10 protein-coding genes are annotated in these 16,899 nt (G+C 70.3%); 6 read left to right on the top strand and 4 right to left on the bottom strand.

All coding sequences use genetic code 11. The annotated features are described in order from the left end of the window. Positions 1-52: 52 nt before the first annotated feature. The 6 genes from ABZ406_RS16495 (at position 53) to ABZ406_RS16520 (ending at position 10,161) form a co-directional block, all read left to right on the top strand. Positions 53-1,618, top strand: coding sequence for a sodium:solute symporter (locus ABZ406_RS16495; RefSeq protein ID WP_357761727.1), 1,566 nt, complete (start codon positions 53-55; stop codon positions 1,616-1,618). A gap of 11 nt (positions 1,619-1,629) precedes the next feature. Beyond that, positions 1,630-2,814, top strand: a complete 1,185-nt coding sequence (locus ABZ406_RS16500; protein ID WP_357761730.1) for an anhydro-N-acetylmuramic acid kinase — start codon at positions 1,630-1,632, stop codon at positions 2,812-2,814. A gap of 25 nt (positions 2,815-2,839) precedes the next feature. Further along, positions 2,840-5,713: an FAD-binding and (Fe-S)-binding domain-containing protein gene (locus ABZ406_RS16505; protein WP_357761732.1), complete on the top strand. Its 2,874-nt coding sequence runs from the start codon at positions 2,840-2,842 to the stop codon at positions 5,711-5,713. 315 nt (positions 5,714-6,028) lie between these two features. Then, a complete protein-coding gene (locus ABZ406_RS16510; protein WP_357761735.1) occupies positions 6,029-7,108 on the top strand; it encodes a pyridoxal-phosphate dependent enzyme in 1,080 nt (359 codons plus the stop codon). Between the two features lie 9 nt (positions 7,109-7,117). After that, a complete protein-coding gene (locus tag ABZ406_RS16515) occupies positions 7,118-7,828 on the top strand; it encodes an ABC transporter ATP-binding protein (RefSeq protein ID WP_357761738.1) in 711 nt (236 codons plus the stop codon). Then, positions 7,825-10,161, top strand: coding sequence for an FtsX-like permease family protein (locus ABZ406_RS16520; protein ID WP_357761741.1), 2,337 nt, complete (start codon positions 7,825-7,827; stop codon positions 10,159-10,161). Before ABZ406_RS16515 ends, ABZ406_RS16520 begins: the two co-directional genes overlap by 4 nt. A gap of 24 nt (positions 10,162-10,185) precedes the next feature. On the opposite strand, the gene ABZ406_RS16525 is transcribed toward ABZ406_RS16520, so the two are convergent. The 4 genes from ABZ406_RS16525 to ABZ406_RS16540 form a co-directional block, all read right to left on the bottom strand. After that, positions 10,186-12,654 carry an aminotransferase class I/II-fold pyridoxal phosphate-dependent enzyme gene (locus tag ABZ406_RS16525; protein WP_357761744.1) on the bottom strand — a complete coding sequence of 823 codons (2,469 nt, stop codon included), beginning with the start codon at positions 12,652-12,654 and terminating at the stop codon, positions 10,186-10,188. Then, positions 12,651-13,661 carry a 4-hydroxyphenylpyruvate dioxygenase gene (hppD, locus tag ABZ406_RS16530; RefSeq protein ID WP_357761747.1) on the bottom strand — a complete coding sequence of 337 codons (1,011 nt, stop codon included), beginning with the start codon at positions 13,659-13,661 and terminating at the stop codon, positions 12,651-12,653. Before hppD ends, ABZ406_RS16525 begins: the two co-directional genes overlap by 4 nt. 37 nt (positions 13,662-13,698) lie before the next feature. After that, positions 13,699-15,288, bottom strand: coding sequence for an MBL fold metallo-hydrolase (locus ABZ406_RS16535; RefSeq protein ID WP_357761750.1), 1,590 nt, complete (start codon positions 15,286-15,288; stop codon positions 13,699-13,701). A gap of 175 nt (positions 15,289-15,463) precedes the next feature. Then, the gene (locus ABZ406_RS16540; RefSeq protein WP_357761753.1) at positions 15,464-16,504 is read right to left on the bottom strand and encodes a ParB N-terminal domain-containing protein; all 1,041 of its coding nucleotides are present in this window, start codon (positions 16,502-16,504) and stop codon (positions 15,464-15,466) included. Positions 16,505-16,899: the final 395 nt, after the last annotated feature.

The following is a 16,899-nucleotide window of genomic DNA, read 5'->3' on the forward strand; positions in this document are numbered from 1 at the left end:
CGTTACCCTGGGTTAACGTCACTTATTGACAACCGCTGGTTGGGAGCGAGCCGTGCGTCAACTCGACCTCGTCGTGATCGTGCTGTACCTCGTGGTGATCGCCTTCGTCGGACTACGCCTGTCCGGTAAACAGAAGTCCGCCAAGGACTACTTCGTGGGCGAGGGGCGTCTGCCCTGGTGGACCGTGTCGTTCTCCGTGGTCGCCACGGAGACCAGCGTTCTGACCGTGATCAGTGTTCCCGGCGGCGCCTACAGCGGGCAGGGCTTCGGCAACGTCGAGCTGGCCCTGGGCTACGTCATCGGTCGGGTCGTGGTGGCCGCGGTGCTCATCCCGCTCTACAAGCGGGGTGGGTTCGTCAGCGCCTACCAGTACCTGGGTGAGCGGTTCGGCCTGAAAGTCCAGGGCCTGGCGTCGGTGACCTTCGTCTTCACGCGGCTGCTTGCCGAGGGCGTCCGATTGTTCGCCTCGGCCATCCCCATCAAGCTCCTCCTCGACGAGTTCGGGCTGAATGTCGGTTATCAGGCCATCATCATCGTGCTGACGCTCATCACCGTGGTCTACACCTACCTCGGCGGCATCAAGGCGGTCATCTGGACCGATGCCATCCAGATGGGGCTGTACCTGGGCGGGGCGATCCTGGCCGTCGCGGTGCTCAGCCACGCCGTCGGCTTCGACGGCTACTCCCAGGCGCTGGACGCCGGCAAGTTCCAGCTCTTCGACACCAACTTCACCCTCGCGCACGTGCTCACCAGCCCGTTCGCCCTGCCGACCGCGATCATCGGTGGCGCGATCTTCGCGATGGCCAGCCACGGGTCGGACCAGCTGATCGTCCAGCGAATCCTGTCCACCCGCACGCTGCGCGAGGGGCAGAAGGCGATGATCTCCTCGGGCATCTTCGTGGTGATCCAGTTCTCCGCGTTCTCCCTGGTCGGCGCGCTGCTGTGGTCGTACAACAAGGGTCAGACCTTCAAGGAACTCGGCCTGGCCAGCAGCGACAACCTCTACCCGAGCTTCATCCTGCACGCCCTGCCGGTGGGCATCTCGGGTCTGCTGGTGGCCGGCATCCTCGGCGCCGCGATGGGTTCGCTGTCCTCGGCGCTGAACTCGATGTCGAACTCCACCGTCGCCGACTTCATCCACAGCTTCTTCCGCACTGTCCCGTCCGACGACGCGATGCTCCGGCTCGCCCGGGTGATGACCCTGGTCTGGGCGGTGCTGATGGCGATCTTCGCCTGCGCGTTCAGCTCCAGCACCGGAAACGTCTACCTGACCGGTCTGACCATCGCCGGCTACACCTACGGGGCGCTGCTCGGGGCCTTCCTGCTCGGCCGCCTCGTCAAGCGGGCCAACCAGGTCGACGCGGTGATCGCCTTCCTCGTCACCGTGGCAGTGATGACCTACATCGTCCGCTACGTCAAGATCGACGTGACGACGGCGGGGACCACCACGGCCACCGCGATCGCCGCCCAGTGGCTGGTCCCGATCGGCGTCCTGATCACCCTGGTCGTCGGCGCGGTGTCCAGCCGGTTCCACCCGGCCCCGGAGACGCCGTACGACCATGGACGTCGCGACGAGATCGACGACGACGCGGCGGCCACCCCCGCCGGACGGGCGTGAAGGAGCACATGATGCGCGTGATCGGCCTGATGTCCGGAACGTCCTACGACGGCATCGAAGCCGCCGCTGCCGAGTTCGCGCTGAACGGCGACACAGTGCGGATGCGAGAGCTGGGCCGGCTCAGCCACCCGTACTCCCCCGAGCTGCGCACCCGGATCGCCGCGGCCCTGCCGCCCGCGCCGACGAGCACCGAGGCGATCACCATGCTGGACACCGGCATCGGCCAGGCCTTCGCCGAGGCCGGCGTGCGGGCCCTCACGGAACTGTGCGACGGCCGGGCCGACCTGGTCGTCTCGCACGGGCAGACAATGCACCACTGGGTCGAGGCCGGCACGGTTCGGGGCACCCTCCAACTGGGTCAGCCCGCCTGGATCGCGGAGGCCACCGGCCTCCCGGTCGTGTCCGACCTGCGCAGCCGCGACGTCGCCGCCGGCGGCCAGGGCGCCCCCCTCGTCGCACTCTTCGACGCGCTGCTGCTGGGCGGCCTGCCCGGCGTCCCCGCTGCGCTGAACCTGGGCGGCATCGCCAACATCACCGTCGTCGCGCCGGACACGGACCCGCTCGCCTTCGACACCGGACCGGCGAACGCACTCCTCGACGCCGCCGCCCGCCACTTCAGCGGGGGCACCGAGGAGTACGACCGGGACGGGCGCGGGGCGGCTGCCGGGCGGGTGAACCCGGACCTGCTGCGGCGGCTGCTCGACGAGCCGTACTACCGGCTGCCCGGCCCGAAGAGCACCGGGAAGGAGCTGTTCCACACTCCCTACCTGCTCGCCGCCCTCGCCGACGCGCCCACGCCGGACCCGCAAGACGTGTTGGCCACGCTCACCCGACTGACGGCGGTCACGGTGGCCGGCGCCTGCCGCGACCACGGCGTCACCCGGCTCGTCGTCTCCGGCGGCGGCGCCCACAATCCCACACTGATGCGCATGATCGCCGACGAGCTGCCCGGCGTCCAGCTGTCCTCCAGTGACGACCTGGGCATCGAGTCGGACGCCAAGGAGGCACTGGCCTTCGCGCTGCTGGGCTACCTGAGCGTGCACGGCCTGCCGGGCACCCTGCCGTCGGGCACCGGGGCGCGGCACGCCTCGGTCCTCGGCAGCATCACCCCCGGCCGGCAGCCGCTGCGGCTGCCGGCTCCGGCCAGCACCGCCCCCGCCCGGTTGCTTGTCGTCGCGTCTCCGGTGGCCGACTGACCATCCCTTCTCGGAGGATCCGCCCATGAGCACCGTCGTACCCGTGCCGCCGCCCAGCGCGGCCGGCGCCCGCGCCCGCGAGGTGGCCGAGCTGCTGCGCGCACACCTCGACGATCCGAGCCGGGCCAGCGCCGAGCTGCCCCGGAGGCTGGCCGCGGCGCACGACGCCTCGCCGTACCTGTTCGAGCCGCAGGCAGTGGTTCGCGCCGCCTCGGCCGCCGAGGTCGGGGCGCTGATGGCCGGCGCCCGGGAGGCCGGAGTGCCGCTGACCCTGCGCGGCGGCGGCACCAGCCTCGCCGGGCAGGCTGGCGGCGCCGGCGTGCTCGTCGACGTCCGCACCGACTGGCGGCACGCCGAGGTCCTCGACGACGGCCGCCGCATCCGGCTCCAGCCGGGCCTGACGATCCGGCAGGCCAACGCCCGGCTGGCCCGCTACCGGCGCCGGCTCGGCCCGGACCCGGCCAGCGAGGCCGCCTGCACTGTCGGTGGCATGGTGGCGAACAACTCCAGTGGAATGACCTGCGGCACCACCGACAACGCGTACCGCACCATGGAGTCGCTGCGCTTCGTGCTCCCGTCCGGCACCGTCGTCGACTCCGGCGCCCGCGACGCCGACGACCGGCTCCGGGTCGACGAGCCCGAACTGCACGCCGGGCTGCTGCGACTGCGCGACCGGGTCCGATCGACGCCGGGGTCGCGCGCCACCATCGAGCGGCTGTTCGCGATGAAGAACACCATGGGGTACGGACTGAACTCACTGCTCGACCACAGCAGCCCGGTCGAGATGCTCGCCCACCTGATGATCGGCAGCGAGGGCACACTCGGCTTCGTGGCCGAGGCCGTCTTCCGTACCGTCGAAATCCACGACCACGCCGCCACCGGCCTGCTGATCCTGCCCGGTCTCACCGACGCCACCGACGCCCTGCCGGCCCTGCTCGCCGCCGGCGCCCGTACCGCCGAACTGCTCGACGCGGCCGCGCTGCGGGTCAGTCAGCGCGACCCGGGCGCGAGCCCGGCCCTGCGCGGGCTGACGGTCGCCGGCCACGCCGCACTGCTTGTCGAGTTCGCCGAGGACAGCGCGGAACGGCTCGCCGCGACGCTTGCCGACGCCCGGCCCGTGCTCGACCGGCTGCCGGCCGTCACCGGCACCGACCTCACCCGCGACGCGCGCGAACGGGCCAACCTCTGGCACCTGCGCAAGGGCCTCTACACGGCGGTCGCCGGGGCCCGCCCACCCGGCACCACCGCCCTGCTGGAGGACGTCGCGGTGCCGATGCCGCGCCTGACCGGCACCTGCGACGGGCTGATCCGCCTGTTCGACAGGCACGGCTACCCGGACGCGGTGATCTTCGGACACGCCCGCGACGGCAACCTGCACTTCATGCTGACCCAGTCCTTCGACACCCCGGCCGAGATCGACCGCTACGCCCGGTTCACCGACGACATGGTCGACCTCGTCCTTGCCGAGGGGGGAACCCTCAAGGCGGAGCACGGCACCGGCCGGGCCATGGCGCCCTTCGTCCGCCGGCAGTACGGCGACGAGCTGTACGACGTGATGCGCGAGCTCAAGCGGCTGTGCGACCCGAGCGGGCTACTCAACCCCGGTGTGCTGCTCAACGACGACCCGACAGTGCACCTGCGGCAACTCAAGGCCGTGCCGACGGTGGACCCCGAACTGGACGCCTGCGTCGAGTGTGGCTACTGCGAGCCGGTCTGCCCCACTGCCGACGTCACCACCACGCCCCGGCAGCGCATCGTGCTGCAACGGCAGATCGCCCTCGCCACCGCCGCCGGAGACGAGGAGCGCCGCCGGGAGCTGACCGCCGACTACGCGTACGCCGCTGTGGACAGCTGCGCCGCGGACAGCCTCTGCGTCACCGCCTGCCCGGTCGGCATCGACACCGGGGCGGCGATGAAGCGGCTGCGTGCCGAACGGCACACCCCACGCGCCCAGCGCACCGCCGTCACCGCCGCACGGCACTGGAAGGCGGCAGTCACCGGCGTGCGGGTGGGACTGACCGCCGCACACGTCGTACCGTCGCCGGTGACCCGTGCCGCCACCGCGGTGATCCGCGGGCTCGGCGCCACCGAACTCGTGCCGCTGTGGAGCGACGACATGCCGCGCGCCGGCGCGGCCCGCCCCACACCCCGCAACGCGCCGGACGCCCGGGCGGTGTTCTTCGCGGCCTGCGTGGGCAGCCTCTTCGCACCGGAGAACGGCCCGTCCGGCGGTTCGGCGGCGGCGTTCCTGCGCCTCTGCGACCTGGCGGGGGTGCCGCTCGTCGTACCGACCGGCACGGCGGGCCTGTGCTGCGGAACGCCGTGGCAGTCGAAGGGCTACCCCGCCGGTCACCGCGAGATGGCTGAGCGGACCCTGGCCACGCTCTGGGCCGCCAGCGACGAGGGCCGGCTGCCCGTCGTGTGCGACGCGTCCTCCTGCACGCACGGGCTGACGCAGCTGACCGCCGCCCTGGCCGAGGACGACCGGGCCCGCTACGCCGGGCTGCGCATCGTCGACAGCGTCAGCTTCACCGCCGAGCACCTCCTGCCGGCGCTGCCGCAGCCCCGGCGACTGGGCTCGCTGGCCCTGCACCCCACCTGCTCCACGGTGCACCTGGGCGGCGTCGACGACCTGCGCACGGTGGCCGAGGCGGTCGCCGACACCGTCTTCGTGCCGGACAGCTGGGGATGCTGCGCCTTCGCCGGTGACCGGGGACTGTTGCACCCCGAGGTCACCGCCGGCGCAACCGCGGCCCAGGCCGCCGAGATCAATCAACGCGACCACGACGCGTACGCCTCCGGCAACCGCACCTGCGAGATGGGCATGAGCCGGGCCACCGGCCAGTCGTACCGGCATGTGCTCGAGGTGCTCGTCGAGGCGGTCGAGCCGCTGGCGTAGCCGGCGGCCACCCTTCGCGGCGCCGGGTGGGCCGATGGTGCGGAGAGCAGGCGGTCAGCCCGGCGGGCACCTGGTGCTCGCCGGCGGGGGCGTTCGACTGCCGACCCTATCGCGGTTGAACGTGCCGGGACACCGGCTGCCGCAACCGCCGCCGGCGTGGCCGGCGCCCCGTGCGCGCCCTGTTCAGCGTGCTCTTTCCGGGCACCGGGGCCCGTGTGACGATGGCCATCGCAATCGGTCGACAACCCCGTCTCGTCGGATTCCGATCGCCCGACCCCGCCACGGGCGGCCGACGCGATCAGGAAGGGGACCACAGTGCCGTCCGATCAGGGGAACGGTGCCACTCGGGCCGGAACGTCGGCGTACCGACTCAGCCACCGGGACCTCGACCAGGCCCGTCGCGCCCTGATCGGCCGGGTGCACCGGACCCCGGTCCTCCGCTCCGACCAACTGAGCGCCCGCTACGGCGTGCGACTGTGGATGAAGGCGGAGAACCTCCAGCCTGGGGGCTCGTTCAAACTGCGCGGGGCGTTGCTGGCGGTGGATCGCCTGGTCGCTCGGGGCAGTCGGGGCGTATTGGCGCAGAGCACCGGGAATCACGCCATCGCGGTGGCCCTGGCCGCCCGCAGACACCGGCTCCCCGCCGTGCTGGTCGTGCCGACGGACACCGCCGGGGTGAAGGTGCGGCGGATCCGGGAAACGGGTGCCGAGGTGGTGTTCGCCGGCACGACGCTGGCGGAGCGGGTCGCCGCCGTGCTGCAGTTGCGAGACCGGCAGGGCTACGACGTGGTCGACCCGTACGAGGACCCTTCGGTGGTGGTCGGTCAGGGGACCGCGACGGCCGAGCTGATCGAACAGGTCGCCGCCGAGGGGGGTCGGCTGGACGCCGTGGTGGTCCCGATCGGCGGTGGAAGCGCCATCGCCGGCGCCTGCCTGGCAGCCCACCCCCACGGGGTGGCGGTGGTCGGTGCCGAGCCGGAGGCGGTACCAGCCTTCACCGCGGCGTTGCGCGCCGGAGAGCCGGTGTCGGTCGCGTCGTCGTACACGATCGCGGACGGGTTACGTCCCGACCGGATCGGCGACCTGCCCTTCGAGCTGGCCCAGCGGGAGGTGGCCGCAGTGGTGACGGTCGGCGAGCCGGACATCGCCGATGCGATGTGCGCGTTGTTCCTGCACGCCGGTCTGACCGTCGAGCCGGCCGCTGCCACGGCGCTCGCCGGCGCGGCACAGTACGGGGCCGGCCGCGGCATCGACATCGGGGTGCTGCTCTCCGGTGGAAACGTCGAGCCGGAACTGCTCGCGTCGCTGCTCAACGACACCGGCGCGGCGGCTCCGGCCGACTCGCCCGCAGGCTACATCCCGTGGACGGATGTTCCGTGGGGGTCGCACTCATAGCATCGCTCTATGCCAGTAGAAGGTGATGAATCCGACCAGATCGTGAGTCTTACTGATTTGCGCAAGGAATTCCCTGATGGGACCCAAGCGCTCAGTGGTGTGTCGCTGCATATTCGGCCCGGCGAGGCGGTCGCGGTGATGGGGCCCTCCGGTTGCGGCAAGTCGACTCTGCTCAACATGGTGGCTGGGGTGGACCGTCCCACGTCCGGTTCCGTCGTGGTGCACGGTGAGGACCTGAGCCAGTTGAACGAAACCGGCCTCGCTCTCTTCCGGCGCCGGCGGATCGGAATGGTCTTCCAGTTCTTCAACCTGCTCGACGACCTACCGGCGCTGGACAATGTGGCGCTGGCCGGCCAACTCGCCGGCGTACCCACCGGTCAGGCCCGCCAACGCGCCCGGGAACGGTTGACCGAGCTCGGTGTCGGCGACCGGGCCGACGCCTACCCGGCGACGCTCAGCGGCGGGGAGCGGCAGCGTGTCGCGGTGGCCCGCGCCCTGATGAACGAGCCCGCGCTCCTGCTGGCCGACGAGCCGACCGGCGCGCTCGACAGCGCTTCCGGTGCGCAGGTCGCCGACCTGCTCCTCGCGCTCAACCAGCGTGGCCAGACACTGCTGTTGGTCACCCACGACCGGATGCTCGCCGAGCGGGTGGCCACCCGCGTGGTCGAACTCGCCGACGGAGCGATCGTCGGCGAACGGGCCCTGGAGCGGACGGCATGACCGCCACCTGGCGTGCGATCCGAGCGGCGGTGCGCCGACGCCGGGTGCAGACCTTCGTGGTCGGTCTGGTGGTACTGGCCTCCGCCGCGACGGCGACTGTCGCGTTGTCCCTCATCAGCGCGGCATCCCGACCGTTCGACCGGACCTTCGACGCTCAACACGGCGCGCATCTGGTGCTGGTGCTGGACTCCACCAAGACCCCAGCGGTCCAGCCGCCGGTGGACCGCTCCGCCGGAGTGGAGGCGGTAGCGGGTCCGTTCCCCCGGGCGGTCCTCAACCTGCCGGCGGACTCGAGCGACCTGGTCGGGCTCGGCGCGCTGACAGTGGTGGGCCGCGCCGACCCGGACGGCCCGGTGGATCGTCTCGACCTGTGGGCCGGCCGGTGGGCCAGCGCGCCCGGCGAGATCGTCCTCAACGCCGCACCCTCCGACGCGGAGTCAGGGCCGGGCCGGCTCGGTGCGCGGATCGAGGTGCCCGGACGCCCCGCCCTGACCGTCGTCGGCCGGGCATACAGCGTGAGCCAGACCGCCGACGCCTGGATACCCCCCGACCAGATCGCCGCGCTCGGGCCGACCACCGCCCAGGTGCTCTACCGATTCGCCGACGCCGACACACCGGCGGCCGTGGCGGGCCACGCCTCGCAGGTCACCGACGGACTGCCCCCGGGCGCCCTGCTGGGCACCCAGTCCTGGTTGACGGTCCGGCAGGCGGTCGCCGCCGGACCCGGCGCCTACATCCCGTTCCTGACCACGTTCGGACTGCTCGGCCTGGCGGTGGCGATCCTGATCATCGGCAATGTCGTCAGCGGTGCCGTGGTGTCCGGCTTCCGCCACATCGGTGTGCTCAAGGCCCTGGGCTTCACGCCGCGCCAGGTCGTGCTGGTCTACATCGGCATCGCGCTGCTCCCGGCGATGGTCGCCACAGTGCTCGGCACCGGGCTCGGCTACCTCGTGGCACGGTCGGTGCTCAGTGACGCCTTCAGCGGGTCGGGGTTCGGCGGCGACGTCGGCGTCGCCTGGTGGGTGCCGGTGGTCGTCCTTGTCGCGGTGCCGGCCGTCGTGGTGGTGGCCGCGCTGGTGCCCGCCGCACGGGCGTACCGGCTCTCCGCCGCCGAGGCGATCAGCGCGGGCAGCGCGCGGCGCGCAGGTCGTGGACTTGGCGTCCAACGCTGGCTCAGCGGCACCCGGTTGCCCCGTGCGGTGAGCCTGGGCCTGGGACAGCCGTTCGCCCGGCCGGCACGGACCGCCCTGACCCTGGCCGCCGTGGTGCTCGGTGTGGCCACCGTGGCGTTCGCCGGTGGTCTGGCCGCGACAGTGTCGCGCTACGCCGAAGTCAGCGACGTCAACAATGCCGCTCCGATCGCCATGCGGCCCGGGAACCCCGCCTTCGGACAGGTCGCCCCCAGCCTGGACGCCGCCCAGACCGAAACGCTGCTGCGGGCTCTGCCCGGCGTCGCGCACCTCAGCGTCAGCACTGTCGTGCCGGTGACCATCGCCGGGCAGACCCGGACGATGACCGGCGGCTTCCTGCGCGGCGACACCGACGCTGGTCTGGCGGGAATGATCGTCGAGGGCCGTTGGCTACGCGGCGAGGACGAGATCGTCGTACCGAACGCGGTGCTGAACGAGCGTGGGCTCGGCGTCGGCGAGGACGTGGCACTCCAGTTCGGCGAGCGGATCCGGAAGGTGTCGATCGTCGGCGCGACGCTGTCCAGTGGAGTGGGATCGGCTGACTTCTTCGCTCCCTGGCAGATCCTCGACGCGTTGGCACCCGGGTACCAGCTCCCCAGCTCCGATCTCTTCTACCAGATCGAACAGACGCCGGGCACCGACGTGACGGGTCTGGTCCGACAGGTCAACTCCGCCGCGCCCGGCCTGTACGCGTGGGACAACCGCGGAACGAACTCCTTCAGCAGTTCGGTGCTGAGCTTGTCGATCACGCTGTCGGTGCTGCTGGGCCTCGTCGCGGCGCTCGGCGTCCTCAATACCGTGCTGCTGACCGTACGCGAGCGCCGTCGCGATCTGGGGATCCTCAAGTCGATCGGCATGCGGCCGGGCCAGGTTGTGATGATGACTGTGGTGTCGATGGCAGCACTGGGTATCGTCGGCGGGGTCCTCGGGACGCCGTTGGGCGTGTTGGCGCACCGCCTGATCGTGCCCCTGACCGCCAGAGCGGCGCAGATCGACACCCCCGGTTTCCTCCTGAACGTCTGGGATCTTCCCGTCGTCCTCCTGCTGCCCCTCGCCGGGCTGGTGATCGCGACGATCGGCGCGCTGTTGCCGGCACGGTCGGCGGCCCGACTACCGATCGGGCAGGTGTTGCGCAGCGAGTAGGCCGGGCTGCCCTTCCCCCGCCGGTCAGGGTGGGGGAAGGGCAGCGGGGCCGATCTGTTGGCAGCGGCCGGCTTCGGCGGTGACGAACCGGGCCAGCCGGGCCACGCCCTCCTCGAGCTGTGCGGGTGAGAGGTAACTGACCGACAACCGGATGCTGGTCTGGCCACCACCATCGGGATAGAAGTACGACATCGGAGTCCAGATCACCCCGAAGTCCTCGGCGGATCGGGCAAGGGCTGCCTCGTCCGCCCGGAACGGCACCTCGAGACTGAGGAAGAACCCGCCGGCGGGCGCGTTCCAGCGCACACCGATCGATTCTCGGCGCTCGGCGGGGAACCACCGTTCGAGCAGTCTCAACGTGCTCTCCATGGCATCGCCGTAGAACCGGGACGACTCCGCCGTGTGGGTGGTCGCGCTTCCCCCGCCCGCCAGCAGCATGCCGCCGACGATCACCTGGCTCAGCGGTGCGGTGTTCAAGGTGACCATGCTCTTGAGCTTGGCGATCTCGTCGGCCAGGAGGGTCTGCTGCCCGGCGCCGTCGGTGACCGGTTGGTCGGCTACCACGAACCCGACCCGGAGCCCGGGAAAGAAGGTCTTGGAGTACGAGCCGAGCTGCACCACGCGACGCCGCTCGTCCATCCCCTTCAGGGTGGGCAGCTGACGTCCCGGGCTCACCAGCCGGTACGGGCTGTCCTCGAGGATGAGGAAGTCGTACCGGGCGGCAAGGTCCAGCAACGCGGTGCGCGCGGCCATCGAGATGGTGTTGCCGGAGGGGTTCGAGTGGTCCGGCACCACGTAGTAGGCGCGCGGCCGGCGACCTCGGGCCAACTCGGCGCGCGCCACCGACTCCACAGTGGCCGGATCGACGCCGGATGGCCCTTCCGGCACCGGCACCACTGTGACGCCGAGCAGTCGAGCCACCCCGGTGATTCCCACGTAGCAGGGCGTGGACACCAGCAGGACGTCGTCGGGGCCGGCGATCAGCGCCCGTACGGTCAACAGCATGGCCTCCTGGGCACCGGTGGTGACCACCACGGCGTCCGGAGAGACCTCGCTTCCCTCGTCCCGGCGGAGAGATTCGGCGATCAGGTCTCCGATGATCCCGCTGGCCGGCCCGTACTGGAAAAGCAGCTCCCGGATCTGCTCGGGCGAGCTGCCGTCGGCCTCCAGGTGCGCCAGGTAACGCCGCGCGTGATCGAACATCAGTGTCGGATCGGGGAAGAGTGGACCGAACGGGCGCCCCGGGCCGAAGGACACCGCTCGCGGGAAACGGGTCGTCACCTCGTTCAGAAAATTCATGGTGTCCAGCACCGGGTCGCTGAGGCTGGCATGCAGGTCCTGCCTCCGCAGCCCGACCGATGGCCCCGACGCGGCGGGCTCGGGCCTCGGTGCCGCCCGAGCCGGACCCCGCGACGCTGACGGTCCCGGTTCCAGCAGGAGCTGCGGTCCGGCATCGGCAACCGTGGCGGTGCCGGACAGGAGCATCGCGTCGAGCAACTCGTCCACCAGTATGTCCATCACCTGTTGGACACCCCGCTGGCTGTCGACCGCCAAGCCGTGCAGGACGGGTCGACCGACCAGCACCGCGTCCGCCCCGAGCGCGAGCGCGATCAGGACGTCGACACCGCGGCGTACGCCACCGTCGAGCAGCACCGGTACCGCACCGGCGACCTCGGCGGCGATGGCGGGCAGGACGTCGACGGTGGCCGGCACGCCGTCGAGCTGCCGACCGCCGTGGTTGGAGACCAGCACACCGTTCACGCCGACGTCGACTGCCCGCCGGGCGTCCGCCGGGTGCAGGATGCCCTTCAACAGGATCGGTAGAGGGCTGATCGAGCGCAGCCAACTCACCACCGACCAGTCCAGCCCCGCGTCGAACTCGTCCCGTGCGTGGTCACTTGGCGAACGGCCGTCGGTGCCCGCTAAGTTGGCAGCGGAAATTCCGACCGGAAGCTGGAATCCGTTGCGGATGTCCCGCTGCCGACGCCCCAGCCGGGGCGCGTCCACGGTGAGCACCAGGGCATCGAAACCGGCCTGCTCGGCCCGCTCGATCAGCCGTCGGGTGGTGGCGCGGTCCCGGAAGCAGTAGACCTGCAGCCAGAGCGGCGCGCTCGCGGCCTTCGCGATGTCCTCGAAGGACCGCCCGGCGAATGTGCTCACCACGAACGGCAACCCCGCTGACCCGGCAGCTGCGGCCGTAGCCACCTCACCGTCGGGGTCCACCAGGGTGTGGTACGCGGTGGGTGCGATGCCCAGCGGCGCCGCCCAGGTGCGCCCGAGCACGCGGGTCTCCGCAGAGGGTCGGGCCGACCCGGTCAGCACCCGGGGTACGAGGTGCAGCCGGTCGAAGGCCGCCCGGTTCGCCGCGAGGGTACGTTCCTCCCCCGCGGCGCCGGCGACGAAATCCCACACCCCGGGCTCCAGCCGCTGCTGGGCGAGGCGGGCGAAGTCGGCAAGATCGACGACATCACCACGAGCCTGCGCTTCGGTCACTCCGCGACCAGACGGTCACGCTCCACGGCCTCGTAGAGCGCCCGGATGTTCCGCGAGCCGAATCCGCGCGAGCCACGACGCTGGATGAGCTCGTAGAACAGGGTGTTCCGATCGTGGGGTGAGCGGGAGAACAGTTGCAGCAGGAACCCCCACTCGTCCCGATCCGCCAGCACGTTCGCCGCCCGCAGCGCGCCGATGTCGGACGCCATCTCCGGGAACCGCTCGCCCAGCATGTCGTAGTACGACCGGGGCGTCGTCAGGAACGTCACTCCGCGCTCGCGGAACTGCGCGACGGCCGACAGGATGTCGTCGACAAGGAATGCCAGGTGCTGCACTCCCGGCCCGCCGTTGCGCTCGAGGAAGGCGTCCAGCTGGCCCGGGTTCCGAGCCAGGTCGGGCGCGACGAGCGTGAACGTGACCCCGGCAGACGCACTGCGCACCACCACCGAGTCCATCGCCTGACCGCCGACGTCGACGTACTCGCTCGAGAAGGGGGCCAGGCCGAGGCCGGCGCCGTAGAAGTCCACGACCTTCTGCAGCGATCCGCCGGCGACGCAGATGGCGACGTGGTCGAGCAGTCGGACGTGCCCGTCCGACTCGGTCGGGGCGCCGGACCGGGCCGCCCTGACCGGGTTCGCCGGCCACCGGCCGAAGTCGGCGGGGACGAGTGTGTGCCGCACCGCGCCGAAGCCGGAGACCACCGGTTGCCCGTCGACGACAGTCACGTCGGCCCCGGCCGCGCGTGCGGCGGCACTCGTCGCCGAGACGTCGTCACAACTCAGGGCGATGTCGGCGACACCGTCTCCGTGCTCGTTCAGGAACTGCGCCGTGGCGGGCCCCGAGGTGATGACCAGATCCACCTCGCCCTGACGGAGCAGGGCGGAGGCTCGGTGGTCCGTGACCGATTCAGCGACACGGGTGAAGCCCATGGCCGTCATGAAGTAGTCCTGGACGGCCGGGGAATCACCGACGTACAGCTCGACATATGCCAGAGACTGAGCGCTCATCGCCCGCCTTCCTCTCGAAGTGGTGCCCGGCGGTGCCTCACCAGCTCCACTCCCTCTGGTTGAGGAGGTGCTCGCCGGTGATGCCGTGCCCCGAGCACCAGGCGAGGAACTCGTCGATCTGCTTGAGCTGGTAGGTGTCCTCGGTGTAGGTCGTCGCCATGACGTGTCCCTGCCAGCACTCCTCGCCCATGGCGTAGATGCAGGCCTCGTCGGCGCCGAGTTCCACTGTGATCGCGGCGGCCTGGGCGGCGTTGGAGCCGGACAGCTTGCGGGAGTCACTCATCTTCTTGCTCACCGGCTTGGTGATCAGGCCCTGGTAGAGCCAGGTGAGCGGGGCGCCGTCACACTCCATGCCGAGGAAGGCCATGTCGACCTTCCCGACCTTCTCCCGGATGTAGCGGTAGAGGGTGGGGTCGATGCCCGAGGAGTCGGCGCCGATGAAGACGGACGCACCGGCGAGCCGGACGGCGTACGTGGACTTACCACGGATGTCGAGGTCGGCGTGCTCACCGAGGAAGGGTGTCGCCATCACCGTGCCGCCGGGGAACGGGATCTCGTCGAAGTCGTCCACCTCGACAACGGGCAGCCCGAGGTGCTTCATGTACAGGCCCATCGACGGGTCGACCAGGTTGCCGCGGGACGTCCGTGGCACCACGATCTTGCCGACGCGCCCCCGGAGTTGCAGGAGGGTCTCCAGGACGATGTGGTCCTGGTGGCCGTGCGTGATCAGCACCAGGTCGATGAAGTCGGGCAGGTCGTCGAGGGTGTAGCGGCCACCCTTGGTGTTGTCGGTGCTGATGAACGGATCGGTGACGATGGCCGCCCCCGGCGTCTGCAGCACCAGGCACGCGTGGCCGAAGTAGCGGATCCGCCCGCCGCTGCTGATGTGCCGGTCCGGGGACAGGCTCGGCTGGTCGCTGAGCATGGTCTCCAGCAGGGCGGCCTGCTCGTCGTCGAGTTCCAGGGCCTCGCGCAAGGCGGCGAGCGTGGTGGGCTCGACCCGCGCCCGGACCAGCGCCTCGATGCCCGGGTGCCGGAACGGGATCGCCAGGTCGAGCACCCCGGGGCGGGGCAGGCGGGGGGTACTGAGGATGAACGGCCGCTCGACACCGTCGTCGAGTGAGATCTGGATCGACTGACGGCGCTCGTCGTAGGCGGAGCTGTGGTAAAGCAGCGGTTCGAGGAACCGGACCGATGGTTGGTTGCTGGTGTCGTACGCCAGCTCGACGAGACCGTTCAGCGCCGTCGGCAGCTTCGGGTACAGCGGGGACAGATCGAAGCCGATGGCGTTCTCCCGAACCAGATCCTCCGCCTCGGCGACGGCTGCGGCGAACTCCAGCATGTCGGCCCGGTCGCGCTTGATCGTGTCGACGAGGGTGGCGACCTCGTGGGCGCGGGACTCTTCGATGTTGACGAAGTAGCCACCCCGCAGCTCCGGATTGTTGCTGGCCGCGATATGCACCTGCGGCGAGTGCAGATACGACTCCAGCAGCGGCATCTGCACATTGGCCAGATTCATTGCCGCCTGGGCCGGCGCAACCGTGTACAGCCACGCGTAGAACCGGTCCACCAGCGGCTCGATGATGACGTTTGAGCGGAGATACTTCTGTTCGTCTTCAGGGTTCATCGCTGTTCCTCCAACTGGGAGTTGGTGCAGCACGACCGGCCGGACGCACCAGGGAAATCGTGGAAAATGCCAGAATGGTTCGTCGTCGGCGAGAGTTGTTCTGGCCTGATCAGCCGTCAGGGAAGAGCACGGTGGTAGGAATTACCGGCGTCGGCAGCCGGCACCGCTATCCGCGTCAGGCCATGCGGCGGGAGCGCTGGTCGAGGTCATCCGCGATCTCACGCCATTCATCGGCGCACTGCCGGGCAACATCGGCCAAGATATAGGTGGCGTGCGGCGGAAGCCCGTCGCTGATGTGCTTCCATTCTCCGGGCCGCAGCGCCTTGGAGAGAACCCATCGAAGCAGGTCTCTACCAGTCTCGCTGAATCGTAGCGACGGATCAACCCTCAGCCCGTGCAGCATCGCCTCGATGTCCGGCTCGTCGGCCGGGTCACCGCCTCGGCGCGCCGGACGCGCCGGACGACGCTCGGCCCGCTCGTTGTTGCCGGGGACCGGGTCCTCACCGCGCTCGATCCGCTTGCGGACGTCACTCGCAGTCGCCGGGGAGATACCAGCCCGCTTGCCAATTTCCCGCAGCGAGGCCATCGGTGACTCTCGGATCACCTCGGCCGCCTTGAGGCGCCCCTCCGCGTTGTCCAACGGGCGCACCCGCCCGTCGCGGCCCACCCGGGACCGCGCCTCGTCGAACGAGTCGTCCTCCACCGCGAGCCGGCGGCGCAGGTTACCCACGAGTCGGGCGCTGATTCCCGCGGCCACCGCGATGGCGCGGTCCGACCAGGCCGGGTGGGACACCATGATGCGCTCGGCCGCGCTCGTTCGGTCATTCAGCGACAATGGCCGACCATGGGCGATGTTGGCCTTCACTGCCAGCACGAACGCTTCCCGTTCCGTGCCTTCGAAGAAGCGAACTTCGATCGTCTCGTCATCGCGGAGCTTGGCAGCGGCAAGTCGGTGCATTCCGTCGATGACTCTCATCGTGGCTCGGTGCACGATGATGGGCGGAAGTTTCGCCTCTATACTCGCGAGCACTCGGATATGCTCTTGGTCCTCACCCTCACTGCGCGGCGAATCCGCAGGCAGAAGAGCGCTTACTGGCACCCGGCACGTCGGTGCGACCCCACCTCTCAACAAATCAAGGTGCTGAACTGGGGACACATTTTCGAGTATTGAGTTAGCGGACGTGACGGTGAAGAATTGAGTCTGTTTCAATTGCACTCCCCGTTAGTGCGGAAGGCAGGTCGAATGCCCTTCCTTCCCCCCCCGGACCTGCACATCGACAGGTCGCAATGAATCGCACGCGGCCTATCCTAACCACCGACTGTCGAACGGGTCGAGACGTTTCGCATGGAAGTTCCACTTCGGAGAGAGATCACCTGCTCGCAGCGGGTGTGTTGCTTGCCGATGTCTGGGACCCGCTACTCGAGCCCTGCTGGAGCCTCGATCGTGTTCAGGTGTCGCACGGTGGCAGTTGAACACCTGTCCACTTCCATGATGGACGGACATTGATCGAGGGCGCGGGCCGGTGCCATCGTGTGCACGGCAGATGCGTCGGCAGTGAGCGACCCGGGGGACGACTGCCTTACGGCGCCGCGGCTCTCCGCACCCGGCGC

The sequence above is a fragment of the Micromonospora sp. NPDC005710 genome (genome assembly GCF_040630995.1).
Lineage (GTDB): Bacteria > Actinomycetota > Actinomycetes > Mycobacteriales > Micromonosporaceae > Micromonospora.

What these genes read in the sequence shown, in the direction of transcription:
- ABZ406_RS16520 (WP_357761741.1), top strand. Translation starts at nt 7,825, where the DNA reads ATGACCGCCACCTGGCGTGCGATCCGAGCGGCGGTGCGCCGACGCCGG.
- ABZ406_RS16515 (WP_357761738.1), top strand. Translation starts at nt 7,118, where the DNA reads ATGCCAGTAGAAGGTGATGAATCCGACCAGATCGTGAGTCTTACTGAT.
- ABZ406_RS16535 (WP_357761750.1), bottom strand. Translation starts at nt 15,288, where the DNA reads ATGAACCCTGAAGACGAACAGAAGTATCTCCGCTCAAACGTCATCATC.
- hppD (WP_357761747.1), bottom strand. Translation starts at nt 13,661, where the DNA reads ATGAGCGCTCAGTCTCTGGCATATGTCGAGCTGTACGTCGGTGATTCC.
- ABZ406_RS16505 (WP_357761732.1), top strand. Translation starts at nt 2,840, where the DNA reads ATGAGCACCGTCGTACCCGTGCCGCCGCCCAGCGCGGCCGGCGCCCGC.
- ABZ406_RS16500 (WP_357761730.1), top strand. Translation starts at nt 1,630, where the DNA reads ATGCGCGTGATCGGCCTGATGTCCGGAACGTCCTACGACGGCATCGAA.